Below are 18,986 nucleotides of genomic sequence, written 5' to 3'. Positions count from 1 at the left end.
TGCAAGTGAGGATGGTGGAGATTTTTAGTTCCTAAACTTTGTCTAGGTCACACCCCTGAAGGGATGAGACTCCTGGGCCATTAGCTCAGGTGGTTAGAGCGCACCCCTGATAAGGGTGAGGTCCCTGGTTCAAGTCCAGGATGGCCCATTCGGTGTTGGGGGTTTAGCTCAGTTGGTAGAGCGCCTGCTTTGCAAGCAGGATGTCAGGAGTTCGAGTCTCCTAACCTCCACTGACCAAACTGTATCCCCATCTCCAAAAGGAATTGGAGTATGAATTCGATTGGAGTGTGATTTTAGACGTGTCCGCTGGATGACCCCAGCTTCCTGTCATTCCAAATGAAAGCAAAAAAATTTTGCTAGTTAAATTTGGTTGATAAGATGCTGGGCTCGAGTCAAATGATCAAGCAATTGATGATTTGATTTGAAGTTCTAGCAGAACCTTGACAACTGCATAGGTAAGTCTGGAAAGAATAAAGCATCTCTCATGGATGCATCATTCTTTTTAAGGATGATGTCGATTCTTGAGCAAGAGCCGAGACTCCATCACGTTCTTTTGATTGTGTCGAGCAATCAAGAGTTTGATTTTTGATTCAGCAATGAATCAGGAAGAATCTGTTTCAACAACAGCAAGCGTGTTGGAGATTATATGGTCAAGCTACAAAGGGCTCACGGCGGATACCTTGGCACACAGAGGCGATGAAGGACGTGGTTACCTGCGATAAGTCTCGGGGAGCTGGAAACACGCTTTGATCCGGGAATTTCCGAATGGGGCAACCCCTAGAACGGCCAGCTGAATCTATAGGCTGGCGCGAGCCAACCCAGCGAACTGAAACATCTTAGTAGCTGGAGGAAAGGAAAGTAAAAACGACTCCCTAAGTAGCGGCGAGCGAACGGGGAAGAGCCTAAACCGACAGTTTCGACTGTCGGGGTTGTGGGACAGCAATGTGGATCAGGAATGTTAGTGGAAGTGTTTGAAAGACACGCCACAGAAGGTGAAAGCCCCGTACACGAAAACTGAACTGACCTAGCTGTATCCCGAGTAGCACGGAGCACGTGAAATTCCGTGTGAATCAGCGAGGACCACCTCGTAAGGCTAAGTACTCCTGTGTGACCGATAGCGAAACAGTACCGCGAGGGAAAGGTGAAAAGAACCCCGGGAGGGGAGTGAAATAGAACATGAAACCGTGAGCCTACAAGCAATGGGAGCCCTACTCATAGGGTGACCGTGTGCCTGTTGAAGAATGAGCCGGCGACTTATAGGCACTGGCGGGTTAAACCGGAAATGGTGGAGCCATAGCGAAAGCGAGTCTGAATAGGGCGTTTGTCAGTGTTTATAGACCCGAACCCGGGTGATCTAACCATGGCCAGGATGAAGCTTGGGTGATACCAAGTGGAGGTCCGAACCGACTGATGTTGAAAAATCAGCGGATGAGCTGTGGTTAGGGGTGAAATGCCAATCGAACCCGGAGCTAGCTGGTTCTCCCCGAAATACGTTGAGGCGTAGCGTCTCGTGCTCCAGCAGGGGGGTAAAGCCACCATTTCGGTGCGGGCTGCGAGAGCGGTACCAAATCGAGATGAACTCTGAATACCCTGTGTGTAGCGAGGCAGTCAGACTGTGGGGGATAAGCTCCATGGTCGAGAGGGAAACAGCCCAGACCGCCAGCTAAGGTCCCCAAATCAACACTAAGTGATAAAGGAGGTGGGATTGCCCAGACAACCAGGAGGTTTGCCTAGAAGCAGCCATCCTCAAAGGAGTGCGTAATAGCTCACTGGTCGAGCGATCCTGCGCCGAAAATGAACGGGGCTAAGTGTTGTACCGAAGCTGCGGATTTATGGTAGGGGAGCGTTCTATGTGGGGCGAAGCGTTAGCGTGAGCGGGCGTGGACTGCATAGAAGTGAGAATGTCGGCTTGAGTAGCGAAAACATGGGTGAGAATCCCATGCACCGAAACCCTAAGGGTTCCTCCGGCAGGCTCGTCCGCGGAGGGTTAGTCTGGACCTAAGGCGAGGCCGAAAGGCGTAGTCGATGGATAACAGGTCAACATTCCTGTACCGGTTATGTTTTGGGAAGAGGGACGGAGAAGGCTAGCCAAGCCAGATGTTGGTTACTGGTTCAAGCGTTCAAGGCGTTGAGGAGCGGCGAAAACGTTCCGAGCTGAGGCGTGAGTACGAGCTGCTACGGCAGCGAAGTTGGTGATGTCAAGCTTCCAAGAAAAGCTCTATACCCGTTAAGGCATAACTGCCAGTACCCGAAACCGACACAGGTGGGGTGGTAGAGAATACCGAGGTGCGCGAGGTAACTCTCTCTAAGGAACTCGGCAAAATGGCCCCGTAACTTCGGGAGAAGGGGTGCCACCGCAAGGTGGTCGCAGTGAAGAGGCCCTGGCGACTGTTTACCAAAAACACAGGTCTCCGCTAAGTCGCAAGACGATGTATGGGGGCTGACGCCTGCCCAGTGCCGGAAGGTTAAGGAAGCCGGTCAGCGTAAGCGAAGCTGGCGACTGAAGCCCCGGTGAACGGCGGCCGTAACTATAACGGTCCTAAGGTAGCGAAATTCCTTGTCGGGTAAGTTCCGACCCGCACGAAAGGCGTAACGATCAGGGCGCTGTCTCGGAGAGAGGCTCGGCGAAATAGAATTGTCTGTGAAGATGCGGACTACATACACCCGGACAGAAAGACCCTATGAAGCTTTACTGTAGCTTGGTATTGTGCCCGGGCTCTGAATGCGCAGGATAGGTGGGAGACGTTGAAGCAGTGCTTGTGGGTGCTGCTGAGTCAATGGTGAGATACCACTCTTTCAGAGCTAGGGTTCTAACGTTCACCCGTTATCCGGGGAGCGGACAGTATCTGGTGGGCAGTTTGACTGGGGCGGTCGCCTCCTAAAAGGTAACGGAGGCGCGCAAAGGTTTCCTCAGGCTGGTTGGAAATCAGCCGACGAGTGCAAAAGCAGAAGGAAGCTTGACTGTGAGACCTACAAGTCGAACAGGGACGAAAGTCGGCTTTAGTGATCCGACGGTTCTGAGTGGAAGGGCCGTCGCTCAACGGATAAAAGTTACTCTAGGGATAACAGGCTGATCTCCCCCAAGAGTTCACATCGACGGGGAGGTTTGGCACCTCGATGTCGGCTCATCGCAACCTGGGGCTGAAGTCGGTCCCAAGGGTTGGGCTGTTCGCCCATTAAAGCGGTACGCGAGCTGGGTTCAGAACGTCGTGAGACAGTTCGGTCCATATCCGGTGTATGCGTAGGAATATTGAGAGGATTTCTCCCTAGTACGAGAGGACCGGGAGGAACGCACCTCTGGTGTACCAGTTATCGTGCCAACGGTAAACGCTGGGTAGCCATGTGCGGAGTGGATAACCGCTGAAAGCATCTAAGTGGGAAGCCCACCTCAAGATGAGTATTCCCATGGGGTAACCCAGTAAGGTCACGGGAAGAACACCCGTTGATAGGCTCTACGTCGAAGTCCAGTAATGGATGCAGCGGAGGAGTACTAATAGACCGAGGGCTTGACCATTAATTTGGCTCTTGTCTGAGGCAAGTTTTATTTAGACCAGACCCATTATCTGAAGTGAGAGCTTTGGGTAATGACCTATGCAGTTCTCAGGGTTCAACCCTTGGGAATGTATCTATCCTGGTGTTCATGGCGCTGTGGACCCACTCCGATCCATCTCGAACTCGGTTGTGAAACGCAGCAGCGGCGACGATATTTGGGGGGTAGCCCCCTGAGAAAATAGCTCAATGCCAGGTAAAACATTCCAAACGAAGAAAGCCACCCCTTGGAGGGGTGGCTTTTTTTGTGCCTTATGTCCCTTTACTAATCATGTTGATCATTTGCAAGGCTTCCTTGGTAATGCCTGCTTTGGCATGATTTGGAACGCAGACCGAATTGACAAATCCTTGTTTTTTAGCCGTATCGATTGTTGATTTAACATTGTCGATCAGAATGCATTGTTCTCGCTTGAGATTGTGTTCAGCTCTGGCTTTGTCTAATTGTTTGGATTTGTACATATCGTTGAATTCATTGTTGCCCTTGCGTGACAATGGGTTAAACCATAGATCTATGGGATGCTTGGTTAAGTCCTTAAAGCGGGGAAGTATTTCCGCTAGTTTTCCATTATGGTTTTCATAGAATGGATCCCATCGTGCGGTGATAAAAATAACTTTTATTTGCTCGTTATTGCAGACATTGAAAGCTTCTTCTAAGACCCCATGATCATCATGAGTGATTGTTTCGTCTATATCAAATGCCGCAATGCCATTCCAATCTTGTGAATTTGAATCGGATTGATTGACGTCGGCGAGTGAGCTTCTCAGTTTGTAATGACTATCTTGCCAATAATTGTCCAAAATAAAGCCATATGCTATCATTAATTCATGAAGATTTTTGTCTAGTAAGTCATAACTCTTTTCAAATAAGGGCTGAAAGTTTTGATCGACATCAATCGCTGAGGCATGTGGAGCTCTGCAGAGAGACTCAAGAATAAAAGCTTCTTCAGTACAGTCATCGAAAAAATCTTTTTCAAAAAGTCTCCAGCAATGAGTCTTAAAACTTTTAAGTACTTCATAGTCTTTTGGCTCGTAATTAGCTGTCATTTCGTTAGCACGCTGCAGAGTATTTTGTCTAAAAAATATGCACTGCGGAACAAAATTGTAATTCGTTTTGAAATAATAAACGTGTGAGTCTCCGCTGCCTTGAATGTCGACCCATAAGCTGGTGGTATCTGCTACCAAGTGATCAATATATGCTTTGTAATGAGCACTGTTTGTATAACATGCTTTTCTGGACATATAAACGTACTCCGTTTGCCTCTCTCCTGGATAAATTGCATCAAAAAGCTTTTTTATGAAATAGCAATCTCTTGATTTGAAATAAATTCTTTGATTGAGTTTTGTTTGCTGATGAATGAAGTGACAGAAATCAATAAGGTGAGGCAATAGTATCATTAAATAGGCTTCTTTGTTGCTGCTAAGCTCAAGTATGTCGTCATATTGTTTTTGTGAGAGATTTTTACCTCTATAATATTCAAAGCTGTCAATTAATTCAACTTCGTTTGATGACTGAAGCTCAATATATTGCTCGTCAATTTTTAAGAGATTGATAGTCTCAGCGAGTATTCTGTAATCATTCATTTTGAGATTAAGAATTCACTACTACCTTATAGCGCTTTTTCGTTTTCGCATGTCCTGTTGTCTTGAATTGCCCACTTTGGCGCCATAAGTTGTAGTTAACCTGAGAATGGTCTTCGTGGGAATTGCACTTATTTCTCTCGCGATTTAGAACTATTTTTTCTGCGACTGAAATATCCATAGAGTTCTGATGTCGTTACGCCAACCACAACGCCAAAGGCCAGGTTATGTGGATGTGTCGCCATACTTGCTAAAAATGTTGCCACCATTAGTAATGTGTCAATACTTGGTTTCTTTCCTATGCTTTTAATGCTATCTGAATCTGCTGTTTCTAGCGCGATCGTGATCATCACGGCCACGACTGCCGCAAGGGGGATCTCTGACAGTAAGTTCTTCCCATAAACGACAATGATGAGAATAAATATCCCTGTCGATAAAGTTGATAGTCTACTGTTGGCACCATTTTTATTGTTCATAACTGACTCACCTACTAATGCGCATCCAGCCATCCCTCCGAATATTGACGAAATGATATTTGCCACTCCTTGTCCTATCGCTTCATTCTTTTTACTTGTTCTGGTGTCGGTTAATGTGTCGATATAATCCACGGTCAAAAATGTTTCTAGAAGTCCCACAAGCGAGATTGCTATTGCAATGGGCAGAGTGATTGTCAGAATTTCCGAGGTAGATAGTATTTGATCGCTTTGAATCATCCAAGGTAACATTGGTGAATGTAGGCCCTCTGGCAGTGAACCCAAGTCCCCGACCTTTGGAATCTTAAGCTGAAGCATTGTAGATATAACTGTTATAACAACAATGGAAATTAGTTGAGCAGGTATGAGCCGAGTGAGTCGTGGTGCGAGATAAACGATTGCTATACCTATTGCACTCAGTATCCAAATACTCGGTAGTTGAGCTGTCGTGGGAAGAAGACCTATGTCCTGATGTCGTTCTAGCCCAAGAAGTTGATCAAACCCTAGCTGTGGTAACTCTGCTTGGATGATCAGTAGTGCCAGTGCATTGACGAAGCCACTAACGACTGCTTTGGGAACAAATTTCATTAATTTTCCAGCGCCTAAAATCCCCCATAGGATTTGGAAGCAACCTGCAAAAAAGCTAGCCGTTAATAGAAGAATGATCCCTTTATTATTAGCCAGGCTATTTCCATGCACTGCTAGGCCAGTCATGAGTACTGCTGTTGAGCCTGATGCTGACGTGATCATTGCAACGCGACTCCCAGTGATGGCGATCGCAATTGTCAGGAATATTGCTCCATAAAGACCAGTTTCCGGTGAGAAACCTGCGACACTGGCAAATCCTATGGCTTCAGGTATCAAAACAAGTGACATGACCAATCCCGCCATCAAGTTGTTGACAGGACTGTCTTGAAATTCGTTAAGCCTGCGTTTAATTGCCAACAGCATTTTGCTAGAGGTTTAAGGCTTTAATGATTTTATCTTGAATAGTCGTTTAAATGTGTTTCGGCAATCACATAGTCTTGTTTTGAATTTCTGACATTCGGTTTACTTCTCTTGAGCGCTCTCAGGTTACATTTGCCCTTTACATGTCAAATGAGTTGACACGCTTGTGGTTGACTTGTTGGCCTTGCTGGGTCTTTGTTTGGCCGATTATGATTGAGGTGTCAATGGTTTCTGTCTTGTTATTGAGGCAACGCTCGAGCCATTTGCGTTCTGTTTTGCTTCTTTTGATTGTGATTAAGCCACATCGTGTTTGCACTAAGCTTCTTTGAGGTTGTGAATGACTTGATGGTGACCGCCATTGCGGTGTGGATTGCCTTCGCGAAGGCAGAATCTGGTCTTCATTCCTGAAGCAAGGGCTGCATCACATTCTCCAGGATGATCACTTATAAAGAGGATTGACGCTGCTTTCATGCCGATTATTTGACAGATAGTGTTGTAGCTATCTTCTTTTAGTTTTGGTCCTGTTCTGGTGTCGAACCATTGGCTAAATCGATCTGTGATGTCTCCATTGGTGGTATGCGAATACAGCAGTTGTTGTGCCTTGACGCTTCCTGATGAGTAAACTGCAAGGGTGAGACCTTTTTGTTTCCACGTATCTAAAGCTGGAATCACGTCAGGGTACAAAGGGGATTGCAGTTCCCCAGATGCATAGCCTTGCTCCCAAATGATTCCCTGCAGCTCCTTAAGGGCTGTTGATTTTCGATCACATTCAATGAGGTGTTCGAAGTAACGAACAACTTCTTCTTCGGTAGGAGAGTTCTGGCTGGTTGCCTGAAGCAAGAGTGCTTGGCTCGTCGGATCGGTGTCTTTCTTCCATTCGCTGATGGCTTCTTGGATTGCAGCCAACACACTGGCTTTGCGGTTTTGTGCGCAGATTGTCTGTGTGAGTTGGCGCCGGGCGAAGGGGAACAGAGTCTGGGATACGAAATTGACAGGGCATGTCGTCCCTTCAATATCAAGAACAATGGCCTCAATCACAGTGTTTTGTTGAGCAGGGTTTGTCTCCACGACAATTCGAGGAGGAATTCAATGATTTCAGTATGCCGTTTGGCTTGAAAAAGATCATCACCCCATGCGTACAGGCCATGTCCTCCGACTAGTAGGCCTGAAGGTGCATCCTCTAAATATTGGCTTGCTTTTGCGCTCAGGTATTTTAAATTCTGATCATTTTTGATAATGGGCAGCTCAACTGTTGTGTCATGGGTGCTGATGCCTGCCAGTCCCTTGAGCATCTCCCATCCACTCAGTTTCAAGTGCCCTTCTGCCTGATGCCGTCTGGAAAGAAATGTTCCGTTGATTGAATGGGTGTGAAGAACTGCTCCCGCAGAGCACTGTTTGATGATTTGAAGATGCATCAATGTTTCTGCACTGGCCTTCCCTTCGCCACCGATTACCTCGCCGTGGGCATTGACTTCAATCAGATCTGTTGCCTCTAGGGATCCTTTGTCCACGCCGCTGGGTGCCATCAAGAGTCTCAATGGCTCCTGCTCATACACAACACTGAAGTTGCCGCCGGTTCCGTCACACCACCCGCGGTTGTGCAGGTCGCGAATGGCTTTGATTAATTGTTGTTTGTGATCGTCTTTTCGCATGGCTCAACTCTGGCATTCAGAGCACCAATGGCTGCTGCGCCCCCCCAGTCGTTTGCGTTCAATCGGGTTGCCACAAACCAAGCACGGTTGACCTGTGCGCCGATAGACCGATGCTTGGCCTCCATAGTTGCCATTCACACCCTCGAGGTCTCGAAAATCGCTGAAGGTGGTGCCTCCGGCTCCGATGCTGATCTCGAGAACATGCACGAGGCTTATGCACAGGCGCTCGAGCTCAGCAAGCCTGAGTTCACCAGCTTTGCGATGCGGTGCGATGCCTGATGCAAAAAGGCTTTCGTCGGCATAGATGTTGCCTGCCCCGGCAACGACCGCTTGATCTAGAAGAGCAGCCTTGATTGTTCGGGTTGATCCTCTCAGTTTTTGTTGCAGATACGTTGCGTTGAACTCTTCACTGAAGGGTTCGGGACCCAATCGTTGGAGGCCTGTGATGACAGAGTCGATGGGTACGTTCTGCGGTACAAACCACATCTCTCCGAAGCTGCGCATATCCACGAAGCGCAGTTCATGGCCCTGTTCATTCCAGAGGCGAACCCGTGTGTGACGGCAGGGATCCGTTTGCGTTGGATGCCATTGGAACTGGCCAGTCATGCGCAAATGAACGCCCCATACCCCGTTGCAGGTTCCCGTTTGCGGCTCGTGCAGTTGCGCCATGAGGTATTTCCCTCGACGGCTCCAATGCCCCACTTTTTGCCCTTGCAGTCCAAGGCACAGAGCATGGGGTCCCCCTGGACTGGCGACTGCCCGATCACGCAGGACATCTACGTCGTGAATGACAAACGACTGAAGACGGCTCGCCAGTCCCCGGCGAACCGTCTCTACTTCCGGGAGTTCCGGCAACGGACTCAGGCTGGTTCGAGTTCCGATTCGGCAAAGTTGTTTGTGTTGATGCCGCCCTCGGAGCCTGAGATGCCGTTGTAGTTCACCTGCTCAAACCGCACCACGACCGGGTAACGGATGCCAGACGTGTCGATGGAGGCCACTTTGCCTACTTCGTTGAACCAGTAGGACTCAGGGCGCTTGATGCGCACCATGTCACCGCGGGAGATCGCCATCGCTGCGCTGAAACTGGGATGCAAAAGGAGCGTATCTCGGTGATGGCACCTCGGTGCTTGAGCGTCACACAATGTCGTCCCAAGGCTCTGCTGGTTCGGTCGGTTTCCATGGCAGCATCCAACGTCTGTTGTGCTGCGGTTCGTGTTGCCCTCGTCCCCTGAATCTCCACTATTGGAGCTCGATCTGCCCGATCCGGAGCAGGACGACATCAGCACCATGGAGTTTCTGGCCAAGCTGGAAGAGGCATGGACCGTCTGCGACAAATTCGACCTTCAGACTGAGATCTGGAGAGGGCGCATTCTCAAGGCTGTACGTGATCGTGAGAAGCGTGGAGGTGATGGGCGCGGTGCTGGTTTTCTGCAGTGGCTTAGAGAGCAAGAGATCAGCAAGACGCGGGCTTATGGCCTGATCCAGCTGGCGGAATCCGCCGAACAGATGCTTGGTGACGGCGTTTTGGAGCCGACCAGTGTCAATCAGTTTTCAAAAAGAGCCTTCATGGAAACCTCCCTGGCTGAACCGGAGGTGCAGCTGATGATCTCGGAAGCAGCCAATGAGGGACAAGAGATCACCCGGAAGCAGGTGCGACGGTTGGCTGATGAGTTCACTGCGGCGACGAGCCCCCTTCTGCCAGAGGAGATCCGTGAGCGGACGCAACAGAACCTTCTTCCTCCGAAGGCGGTGGCGCCTCTGGTGAGGGAGCTTGCCAAGCTTCCCGAGCCCCAGCAAGAGGATCTGCGTAAGGTGCTCCGCGATGAGCCAGAGCTCGATCGCATCAAGGATGTCACCCACACGGCGCGATGGATCACTAAAGCCACTGAATCGGGAGAGGCCGTGCGTGCGTTTCAACAGGGTGAACTGGATCTTGAGAAGGCGATGCAGGAGGCCCAGAGGTTGGATGCGCTTGGCCTCCTTGCGGATGCCGTTGGTCAGGCCCATGCTCTGGAATCCGCTGTGCTCAAGCTGCATACCTCCTGGAGACGACTCGGCGGTCTTCAAGAGCGGCTCTGGGTTGAGAGTGGGAGCAGTACGCCCTATCTGAGGGATGTTCTCTCTGCGCTGCAAAGCCTCAGTGGAGCCACCATGCGCGTCTCTTTAGGGGAACTGGCTGGAGGAAAGCGGGTTCGCTTGCAACTGGTCGAGGAATCACCGGATCAACTGGAGCCACCTGTTCTCTAGATCTGGCGTTCGGTATGGTGGATACACCACCTGTAGTGTGTCTTGGATTTGCTGCTGACGACGCTGCAGCGTTATTACGGATGGTCATCCTTCCGATCGGGCCAGCGTCCAGTGGTGGAGTGCCTCCTTGCTGGCAAGGATTGCTTGGCGGTGTTGCCGACCGGCGGCGGCAAGTCTCTCTGCTATCAACTTCCGGCTCTCGTTCGCGCTGGCTTGGTCGTGGTGATCTCACCGCTGGTGGCTCTGATGGAAGATCAGGTGCTTCAGCTTCGCCGCCGGGGGATTGAGGCGGCCTGTTTGCATGGCGGAATCGAGCTCGAGCAGCGTCGTCGCATCCTCGAACAGATCGATGCAGGAACCCTCAGACTTCTGTATCTCGCACCGGAACGGCTGCAGGGGGAAGCGATCCGTTCTCTGCTGCAGGAGCAGGCGGCATCCGGTCAGTTGGTTGCTTTCGCAGTGGACGAAGCTCACTGCATCAGTGCCTGGGGGCATGATTTCCGTCCGGATTACCGACGCCTTGGCCAGTTGAGGGATCTCTGCCCAGGTGTGCCAATGGTGGCGCTCAGCGCCACAGCAGCACCACGCGTTCGCGCCGACATCCTCCGCCTGTTGCATCTCCGTCGTCCTCTCATTCAGGTGGCATCAGCCCGTCGACGCAATCTGCACTACGCCATGCGCAGGCGTGTGAAAGATCCTCTCCAGGAGGTGGTTGCGGCTATCCAACAAGCCAGAGGCGCCTCCCTGATCTATGCCCGGACGCGTCGTTCAGTCGAGCAGTGGACTGAGAGGCTCCGCTCAACCGGCATTGAGGCCATCTCATACCACGCTGGTCTCGAGCCGGACGTGCGACTGCGGGCCCTTGAGCATTTTCTCGGCAGCAACGATCCCGTGCTTGTCGCCACGGTCGCCTTCGGAATGGGCGTCGATCGCTCGGATGTGGGTTTGGTTCTCCACCTTGATTTGCCGAGTACCCCTGAGGGTTATCTGCAGGAATCGGGTCGTGCCGGTCGTGATGGATTGCCGGCTCACTGCTTGGTGCTCTTTTCACCCGCTGATCGCACAAGCCTCGGCAGGGCGATGCAAGCCTCATTGCGTCGATCACAAGCGAGTGATTCTGCAGACGAGGCCCATCGGGTTGAGCTTGCCCAGCGGCAGTTGCGTCGAATGGAGGCTGTGGCCGAAGGGGAGGGCTGCCGGGAACAGGCACTGCTGCTCTCGGTCGGTGAGCTTGTCCCTCCCTGCGGTCGCTGCGATCGATGCCAGATGGAGTGTCACCGGCAGAACTGGTCAGATGAAGCGCAGATCCTGTTGGAAAAACTGGCCGTTGCACGCGGGACGGATGTCAGGCATCTCAGTGATGCTCTCAATATCGAGGAGGGGCAATCGGCTCACTGGGGTTGGCTTGCCCGTCGTCTGGTTCAGGAGGAGCTGATTCAGGAAAGTGATGATGGCAACCAGCGCCTTTACATCAGGGAAAGTGGCCGACGGTTTCTCCATCGTCCCTGGCCCCTTCTTTATGCAGCTTGATTCAGGCGTCAGCTCTTCGCGGTCTTGCAGCGGTCCTTCAACAGGTCGCGTTCGAACTTCTTCTGGGGTGAGCTCCAGGTCTTCCAGCTTCCATTGGCGGCCGTCACGTTGATCTTCTCTGCGGCGCAGTTCACGGCCACATACAGAGACTGTCCATCACTGTTAAGCGTGGGTGCGACGTCACTGCCTCCCATTAACTGCCAGTTACCCCAGTCCACCTGAAGGGGGCCATAGGTCTTCCAGTCAGCTTTGTTCGGTTGGATGCCTGGTGAGGTCTTCGAGACATCGGCTTTTGCGGTGATGACTGGTTTGGCTTTGGTTGTTGACTTGGCCTTGGTTGTTGTCTTGGCCTTGGATGCTGTCTTGGTTTTGGGCTTGATAGTTGTGTTCGTTTTGATTTCGGCTGCTGACGCCTTGGGCTTGGGCTTGGGTTGCACAGTCGTCTCAGGAACGGCTGCTGTTTCAGGTTGATCCCTGGTGGCCACCGCGGCGGCTGGTTGGGTTTCGCTGGCTCGAAGCATGAGCTTGGTGCCCACGGTCACCTGGTTGGGATTCGCAATGGAATTGATGCTGACTAGCGATGCGACAGGGACTTTGTAGGCCTTGGCAATTTGCGTCAGGGTCTGGCCGCGCGCCACGGTGTGACTGGTGGCATTGGGGTCTGCCTTCACCGGTACTGGCTTGAGTTTGGGTTTGGCGGCTGTTTTCGGTTTTGGCAAAACTGCATTGCTAGGCAGTTTCAGCGTTTGGCCTTTCTCCACATGATCGGCACTGGCGAGGCCGTTCAACACCATTAATTGGCGCTCACTGACGCGGTACTGCAGAGCGATCGCACCAAGGGTGTCTCCCGAACGCACCGTATGCCGCCCCTTCCCAGCTGTGAATCCTGCGGCTGCTCCCTCTGGAAGACGCAGGGTCTGCCCCGCCTCGACATGGTTTGAGTCGCGCAGGCCATTCACACGCATCAAACTGCCGATCGATACGCCATAGCGTTCAGCGATATCGGAGAGGGTGTCTCCGCCTCTGACCGTTATGTTTGCTGCGCCGGAAGGAAGGCCCGAGAGGGCCATCAAGGCAAGGAGTGCTACGAGGGTGCGGCGCATACATCTCCAATAGATGGGCGAAACATAAGGTGCCATCCACAGGACGCCAGCCCTGCTTCATACGCTCGTCAACGAATCTCAGCTCAAAAGTCGGCGAAATGTATCCGGCTTCAGTGTGTAGGGAGGATATCTCTGCGGTAGATCGAGCCAGAACGAGCGTTTCAGAACCGAGCGTTCATGCGAAAAAGTGCGGAACCCTGCTTCGCCGTGATGGGATCCCATGCCACTGGCCCCAACACCTCCGAAAGCAAGACCTGGGACGCCAGCCTGGAGGATGACATCGTTGAAACAGACGGTCCCGGAACTCGTGGTGCGCAGGAGGCGTTGCTGCTCGTCAGGATCTCCACCAAACAGATAAATAGCGAGAGGCTTGTCCTGACTTTGGATACGAGTGATTGCATCGTTGAAATCATCGATTTCAATCACAGGAAGAAGAGGACCGAACAGTTCATCGGCCATCAACGGGTCAGTGTTGTTTTGGATGCTGATTAACGTTGGGGCAATCCTGCGGCGGGTTTCATCACATTCCCCACCAAGGAGGACGCGTCCGTCGTCCTTTGCTGTTTTGATCAAGCCCGCCAAACGTTTGTAGTGACGCTCAGAAATCAGTGAAGCCATGTGCTCTGATTCCAGGGGGTTGGTGCCGTAGAGCGCGTGACGCTGGTCCGTCATGGCCTGGAGGAGTGGACCTTTCAGACTGTGTTCCACAAGGATGTGATCGGGCGCCACACAGGCTTGTCCTGCGTTAAATCCCTTTCCCCAGATCAGTCGCCGTGCGGTGACCTCCAGATCGGCCCCTGCGAGAACCACGGCAGGGTTCTTGCCTCCGAGTTCCAGGGTCACCGGTGTGAGATTGGCCGCTGCTCCTTCAAGAACTTTGGCTCCAATCCGCCCCCCTCCGGTGAAAAAAATGTGATCAAAACGGAGCCTGACTAGATCCGCCGCCACGCGGGCGTCCCCGTTCACGACCTGGACCACATCGCTGGGAAAGTGGAGCGGCACCAGTCGTTCAATCAGCTCCGCTGTTGCCGGTGCCTGCTCAGACGGCTTGATTACAGCTGTATTTCCTGCGGCCAGTGCGCTAACCAAAGGCCAGAACGTAAGACTGAAGGGCAGATTCCAGGGCCCGATGAGAAGCACGCAGCCAAGTGGTTCCCGGATCAGCTGGGCGCGTCCGGGCTGCTGCACGATTGGGACCCGGACCGATTGAGGGCGCATCCATCGGCGCAGGTTCCGTCGGGCCAGTTTCAATTCCTGCAGCAGGGACACCACCTCGGCCATCCCTTCGAGTGGCGGTTTGGCCAGATCCTGATGAAGCGCGTCCAACACCTCCTGCTCGTGGTCACAGACGAGGGAATGCAAGCGATCCAGTTGGAGCCGTCGCCAGGCTTCTGGGCGGCTTGTCCCTTTCACCACAGGGGCGCGCAGTGCTTCGAGATCTGTAGCTGAGAAGGGACTGGTCCCGGTGATCTGAACCATCACGGTTCCCTGCGACCGTTGCATGTTTGCAGGTCTTCCCTTGCATCCATTGCGAAGGGGATGACGGAAGCCTCCGTCGTCATTACTACGGAGTGAGAAAGCATCAGTCGGATGCCGAAGCAGCAGCGGTGGTGGAACGGCGCCGTGATCTATCAATTGATCGTGCGCAGCTATGCCGATGGCAACGGCGATGGCGTGGGAGATCTGCAGGGGCTGTCGAGTCGTTTGCCTTATCTGCGCTGGCTTGGCGTGGAAGCGATTTGGCTGACTCCGGTCTATCCATCCCCCCTCCAGGACGGTGGGTATGACATCACTGATTTCAAGGCGATCCATCCAGATCTGGGAGATCTGGCGGCCTTTCATCGTTTTCTCACCGCAGCCCATGGGCATGGTCTGAAGGTGGTGATGGATCTGGTGCTGAATCACACCAGCGCGCTTCACCCCTGGTTTCAGAGGGCGCGCTGGGCACCACAGGGCACGCCTGAGAGAGAGGTGTACGTCTGGAGCGACGATCCCCATCGCTATGCGGACGCTCCCGTTCTGTTCCGCCACTTCGAATCGTCCAATTGGGAATGGGATGACGTGGCGGGGCAGTACTACCTCCACCGGTTCCTGCGTCATCAGCCCGACCTCAATTACGCCAACCCCCTGGTGCAAGACGAGATGCTCGAGGTTGTCGATTTCTGGATCGAGCGTGGTGTTGATGGTTTCCGTCTGGATGCGGTGCCCTTTCTCTGCGAAGAGGAGAATTCACGTTGCGAGGGCTTGCCGGAGACGCATGCCTTTTTGAAGCGGTTGCGTGAGCGGGTGGATTCTCATGGCCGCGATGTTCTCCTGTTGGCCGAGGCAATCCAACCGGTGCAGGAGGCAGCGCCCTATCTCGCGGACGATGAATTGCATGGTGCGTTCAATTTTGTTCTCACGGCTCATCTGTTCGCGGCCATTGCCAGCGGTTCCACGGAGCATCTGCGTCAGTGTCTTCAGGATGCCCAGGACGCCGTGTGCGGCTGCCGCTGGGCTTTACCCCTGCGCAATCACGATGAGCTCTGGCTTGGAGATGGTCATCTGATTCCCGAGGAGGTGATCCAAATCATTCGAGCCGGGCTTCATCAGGGCCAGGGTCACTGGCTCAACTGGGGCATTAATCGCCGCTTAGCTCCTTTGCTTAATGGCGATCCAGGTTCGAACCGTGTGTTGCACGGACTTCTCTACAGCCTGCCGGGGATGCCTTGTCTTTATTACGGCGATGAGCTGGGGATGGGGGACTGGCCCGGATTGAGGGACCGGGATCCCAACCGCACACCCATGGCCTGGACACCGGCCCGGAATGGAGGCTTCTCGTCGGCCCCGGACCCACTGCTCGTGTTGCCGCCCATCACAGCGCCTGGATACGACTACCGGGTGGTGAATGTGGAAGTGCAGAAACAGCTTCCAGGGTCACTGCTCAACTGGCACCGGCGCATGCTCACCTGCCGGCGGTTGTTGCCGGCCTTGCGCCATGGTGATTTCGAGCTGCTCCCGAGCGTTCATCCCAGTGTGATCAGCTATGTGCGCTGCGACGGATCGATGACCGTGCTGGTGGCGGCGAATCTTTCGGCGGCAGGAGCGTCGCTTCAACTCGATCTCAGCCGATGGGAGGGAGAGCGAACCCGGGAAGTGATGTGGGGGTGTGAATACCCACCCGCCAGCGCAGGCTGGTTTGTGTATTTGCCGGCCCACGGCTTCAACTGGTGGTTGCTGGGTGAGGTTGAAGAGCAGAACGAAGCCTTGCAGGACAGCTGACGGGCGCGAGCGGCCCGCGTTCAGCGGGACAGATCCAGGACGCCAGCATCAGCACTGCCGTGGCCAGCCTGAGCCAGGAGTTCGCTCACCTCCGGGCGCAGTCGCTCGGCATCCTGCTGATCCACCATGGCCAGGCGTGTGCGGCGGCAGAGCAGATCAGTGACGCTTCGCGCATGCTCATGGGTGATCGCATGACGCAGCTCGCCTCGGCAGACAGGAATCACATCGCTGAGGGGCTGTCGGTCGTCGTCAGACCAGCTCGACACCAGGTGTGTTGCTGCAAGCCCATGGTTGCCCAGTAGGTGGGCGATCTGCTGCTGGCGCTGAGGCGTGTCTGGCAACAGTGATTCCAGAGAGGCCTCCTGGCTCTGGAGCAGAGCAGGTGTTTGCAGGGAATCTGGGGCGCTGCCGATCAGAGGCAACATCCCAGGTGCTTGAAGGGCGTGCCCGAGCTGCTGCTCCACTGCTTGGAGAGTATCGATGGCCATGGGCCGGCAGGTGGTCCATTTGCCTCCCATCACACTGACCAGTCCGCAGGCCAGAGTCTCCACCTCGTGCTCGCGCACGACGCGGCTGCTGTTCACATCGGCACCTGCAGGCTTCAGCAGAGGGCGTCCCCCGGCCCAGCAGCTGCCTACGTCGATGTTGTTGAGTGCAGGAAACCAGCGCTGTACATAATCCAACAGGTACTTCACTTCGTTCTCTGATGGAGAGGAGGCCTGCTCCTGGGGGCAGGGGGTGTCGGTTGTGCCCACCAGGGTTCGCCCAAAGAACGGAAGCATGAACAGCACCCGTCCGTCATCGGTAGACGGCAGCAGCAGGCCGATTCCCTCCGGGCAAAGGGTTTGCTTGAGCACGAGGTGGATGCCACGGCTGGTGAGCATCCTCTTCTCGCAGGAGGGATCTGCCATCCTCCGGATCGTGTCGGAGTGGATCCCAGTGGCATTCACCACCACCCTCGCCTGCCAACGCTCGCTTTGACCGCCCGTGCTTTCGCTGATCGCTCCGCAGAGCCTGCCGCTGCTGTCGGTTTCCAGGGCGACGACCCGCGTACGGGTGCGCACGACCGCGCCCGCTTGTTCCGCGGTGAGTGCCATCAGGAGGTTGAGGCGCGCGTCATCAAACTGCCCGTCGCTGTAGGCCACCCCCCGCGTGATGTCGTCTCGAAGGGCGGGGAGGGCATGGCGCAGCTGTTGGCTTGAGAGCAGGCGACTGCTTCCAATCCCTGAGCGGCCCGAAAGTGCGTCGTAAAGGCCCAGCCCGAGGCGGTAGTAGGCCTGGCCGATCACTCCGCCCGTGGGCAGGGCCAGTTCGAGGCGTTTGGCTAGGAAAGGAGCTTGCTGGAGCCAGTGTCCCCGCTCCAGCAAGGCTTCTCTGACCAATCGCAGCTGCGCCGTGTCGGCGGTTTTGAACGCAAGCTCGAGGTAACGAACCCCTCCGTGCAGCAACTTGGTGCTGCGGCAACTGGTGCCTCCTCCCAGGTCATGGCTTTCCAGCAGGGCCACACGCAGGCCGCGGCGCACGCCCTCGTAGGCAACGCAGGCACCGCTGGCGCCTCCGCCGATCACCAGGAGATCGAAGCACGTGTCATTCATGCCAGTGGAGGCTCCGTGAAACGGCGTCATCCCACCGTCGTAACCAAGTCTGGCGCTGATCAGGATCAAGACGAGGCCTGAACAGTTGGGTGTTCTGTTGACGCTGGGGAAGAAGGACCTGAAGGTCGGGAACGACGTCGCACTGAAGGCCTGCCAGCAAGGCGACGCCCCGTGCGGTGCTTTCCAGCTGCGATGGGCGCCGCACGCGCAGCCCTGTGCTGTCGGCCTGGGCCTGGAGAAGGGGATCTGAGGCGGCTGCACCGCCATCGACGGCCAGTTCTCCCAGTCCATGGCCGATGGCATCCTCGGCCAGTCGAACCAACCCCGCCACGGAGAGGGCGATTCCCTCGAGCGCGGCACGGGCGATGTGCCCCCGTCGGCTGTCGCGGGTGAGGCCAATCAGCAGACCGCGTGCCTGGGGATCCCAGTGGGGTGTGCCCCAGCCTGTGAAGGCCGGTACGAGCATCACCCCCGCGGCGTTTTCAACACTGAGGGCGAGACGGTTCACCTCATCTGCTGTGGGAATGATCTCCAATCCATCGCGAAGCCACTGCACGACGGTGCCGGCATTGAAAAGGCTGCCCTCCAGGCAATACGTGGGAATGCCCTGGTCATCAGTCCAGCCGAGAGTGCTCAGCAGCCCAGCGTCACTGCGCTTGATCTCCGTCCCGGTGTTGATCACCAGGAAGGCACCGGTTCCATAGGTGCATTTGGCTTCACCTGGTTCCAGGCAGAGTTGTCCGAGGGTTGCAGCCTGCTGGTCGCCCAGGAGTGCACAGATCGGCACTCCGGCGAAGGGGCAGTCGCTGGCGATCGCGCCGAAGTCACCGCGGCAGGGCACGAGATCGGGTAAGGCGCTGGTGGGGAGCCCAATGTGATCACAGAACGCAGGCACCCATTGGCGCTGTTCCAGATCCATGAGCAGGGTGCGACTGGCATTGCTCATGTCGGAGCAGTGGCGACGTGCCCCGCTCAAGTGCCACAGCAGCCAGCTTTCCACGGTCCGGAAGCAGAGATCTCCTTGGGATGCCGGGGCGGCGGCGGCGTTGA

The 18,986-nt window shown here is 54.5% G+C and carries 13 protein-coding genes, 2 tRNA genes and 2 rRNA genes; 7 read left to right on the top strand and 10 right to left on the bottom strand.

Translation table 11 applies throughout. The annotated features are described in order from the left end of the window. Positions 1–74: 74 nt before the first annotated feature. From WH7805_RS05920 to rrf, 4 genes are all read left to right on the top strand, one after another. Positions 75–148, top strand: a tRNA-Ile gene (locus WH7805_RS05920). Between the two features lie 9 nt (positions 149–157). Next, positions 158–230 (top strand) — tRNA-Ala (locus WH7805_RS05915). Between the two features lie 418 nt (positions 231–648). After that, positions 649–3,514, top strand: a 23S ribosomal RNA gene (locus WH7805_RS05910). Positions 3,515–3,630: 116 nt separating this feature from the next. After that, a 5S ribosomal RNA gene (rrf, locus tag WH7805_RS05905) occupies positions 3,631–3,747 on the top strand. Between the two features lie 54 nt (positions 3,748–3,801). On the opposite strand, the gene WH7805_RS05900 is transcribed toward rrf, so the two are convergent. From WH7805_RS05900 to WH7805_RS05875, 6 genes are all read right to left on the bottom strand, one after another. Next, positions 3,802–5,130, bottom strand: coding sequence for a hypothetical protein (locus WH7805_RS05900; protein WP_006042101.1), 1,329 nt, complete (start codon positions 5,128–5,130; stop codon positions 3,802–3,804). A gap of 128 nt (positions 5,131–5,258) precedes the next feature. After that, positions 5,259–6,551: a SulP family inorganic anion transporter gene (locus WH7805_RS05895; protein ID WP_006042100.1), complete on the bottom strand. Its 1,293-nt coding sequence runs from the start codon at positions 6,549–6,551 to the stop codon at positions 5,259–5,261. A gap of 312 nt (positions 6,552–6,863) precedes the next feature. Further along, positions 6,864–7,616, bottom strand: a complete 753-nt coding sequence (mtnC, locus tag WH7805_RS05890) for an acireductone synthase (RefSeq protein ID WP_232198967.1) — start codon at positions 7,614–7,616, stop codon at positions 6,864–6,866. Further along, positions 7,583–8,200: a methylthioribulose 1-phosphate dehydratase gene (mtnB, locus tag WH7805_RS05885; RefSeq protein ID WP_006042098.1), complete on the bottom strand. Its 618-nt coding sequence runs from the start codon at positions 8,198–8,200 to the stop codon at positions 7,583–7,585. The genes mtnC and mtnB overlap by 34 nt, the downstream gene beginning before the upstream one ends. Positions 8,201–8,203: 3 nt before the next feature. Next, the gene (locus tag WH7805_RS05880; protein ID WP_038004484.1) at positions 8,204–9,055 is read right to left on the bottom strand and encodes a DNA-formamidopyrimidine glycosylase; all 852 of its coding nucleotides are present in this window, start codon (positions 9,053–9,055) and stop codon (positions 8,204–8,206) included. Positions 9,056–9,060: 5 nt separating this feature from the next. Continuing rightward, complete coding sequence (locus WH7805_RS05875) at positions 9,061–9,270, bottom strand: photosystem I reaction center subunit IV (protein ID WP_006042096.1); 210 nt, start codon at positions 9,268–9,270, stop codon at positions 9,061–9,063. 145 nt (positions 9,271–9,415) lie between these two features. On the opposite strand from WH7805_RS05875, the gene WH7805_RS05870 reads away from it, so the two are divergent. Beyond that, on the top strand, positions 9,416–10,447 hold the full coding sequence (locus WH7805_RS05870) for a hypothetical protein (RefSeq protein ID WP_156783629.1): 1,032 nt from the start codon (positions 9,416–9,418) through the stop codon (positions 10,445–10,447). A 42-nt stretch (positions 10,448–10,489) separates the two neighbouring features. Beyond that, complete coding sequence (locus WH7805_RS05865) at positions 10,490–11,977, top strand: ATP-dependent DNA helicase RecQ (protein WP_006042094.1); 1,488 nt, start codon at positions 10,490–10,492, stop codon at positions 11,975–11,977. 8 nt (positions 11,978–11,985) lie between these two features. On the opposite strand, the gene WH7805_RS05860 is transcribed toward WH7805_RS05865, so the two are convergent. Both WH7805_RS05860 and WH7805_RS05855 read right to left on the bottom strand, forming a co-directional pair. Next, a complete protein-coding gene (locus WH7805_RS05860; RefSeq protein WP_006042093.1) occupies positions 11,986–13,080 on the bottom strand; it encodes a LysM peptidoglycan-binding domain-containing protein in 1,095 nt (364 codons plus the stop codon). A 78-nt stretch (positions 13,081–13,158) separates the two neighbouring features. Continuing rightward, positions 13,159–14,583: an aldehyde dehydrogenase family protein gene (locus WH7805_RS05855; RefSeq protein ID WP_006042092.1), complete on the bottom strand. Its 1,425-nt coding sequence runs from the start codon at positions 14,581–14,583 to the stop codon at positions 13,159–13,161. Between the two features lie 87 nt (positions 14,584–14,670). On the opposite strand from WH7805_RS05855, the gene WH7805_RS05850 reads away from it, so the two are divergent. Continuing rightward, a complete protein-coding gene (locus WH7805_RS05850) occupies positions 14,671–16,341 on the top strand; it encodes an alpha-amylase family protein (RefSeq protein ID WP_006042091.1) in 1,671 nt (556 codons plus the stop codon). A 20-nt stretch (positions 16,342–16,361) separates the two neighbouring features. Here WH7805_RS05850 and WH7805_RS05845 read toward each other — a convergent pair whose 3' ends face one another. Together WH7805_RS05845 and WH7805_RS05840 are read right to left on the bottom strand one after the other, a co-directional pair. Then, positions 16,362–17,936, bottom strand: coding sequence for a glycerol-3-phosphate dehydrogenase/oxidase (locus WH7805_RS05845; protein ID WP_038005124.1), 1,575 nt, complete (start codon positions 17,934–17,936; stop codon positions 16,362–16,364). Further along, positions 17,929–18,986 (bottom strand): FGGY-family carbohydrate kinase (locus WH7805_RS05840; RefSeq protein ID WP_006042089.1); only part of this gene is annotated, 1,058 nt, incomplete at its 5' end. The genes WH7805_RS05845 and WH7805_RS05840, both read right to left, overlap by 8 nt.

The sequence above is a fragment of the Synechococcus sp. WH 7805 genome (assembly GCF_000153285.1).
GTDB lineage: Bacteria > Cyanobacteriota > Cyanobacteriia > PCC-6307 > Cyanobiaceae > Synechococcus_C.
Note: the sequence above shows the minus strand (reverse complement) of the source record. Positions and strands in the feature narration are given on the sequence as shown.

Excerpts from the sequence above, each read along its gene's own strand:
- WH7805_RS05895 (WP_006042100.1), bottom strand. The coding sequence starts at position 6,551 with ATGCTGTTGGCAATTAAACGCAGGCTTAACGAATTTCAAGACAGTCCT.
- WH7805_RS05900 (WP_006042101.1), bottom strand. The coding sequence starts at position 5,130 with ATGAATGATTACAGAATACTCGCTGAGACTATCAATCTCTTAAAAATT.
- WH7805_RS05850 (WP_006042091.1), top strand. The coding sequence starts at position 14,671 with ATGCCGAAGCAGCAGCGGTGGTGGAACGGCGCCGTGATCTATCAATTG.
- WH7805_RS05860 (WP_006042093.1), bottom strand. The coding sequence starts at position 13,080 with ATGCGCCGCACCCTCGTAGCACTCCTTGCCTTGATGGCCCTCTCGGGC.
- WH7805_RS05855 (WP_006042092.1), bottom strand. The coding sequence starts at position 14,583 with ATGCAACGGTCGCAGGGAACCGTGATGGTTCAGATCACCGGGACCAGT.
- mtnB (WP_006042098.1), bottom strand. The coding sequence starts at position 8,200 with ATGCGAAAAGACGATCACAAACAACAATTAATCAAAGCCATTCGCGAC.
- WH7805_RS05875 (WP_006042096.1), bottom strand. The coding sequence starts at position 9,270 with ATGGCGATCTCCCGCGGTGACATGGTGCGCATCAAGCGCCCTGAGTCC.
- WH7805_RS05845 (WP_038005124.1), bottom strand. The coding sequence starts at position 17,936 with ATGAATGACACGTGCTTCGATCTCCTGGTGATCGGCGGAGGCGCCAGC.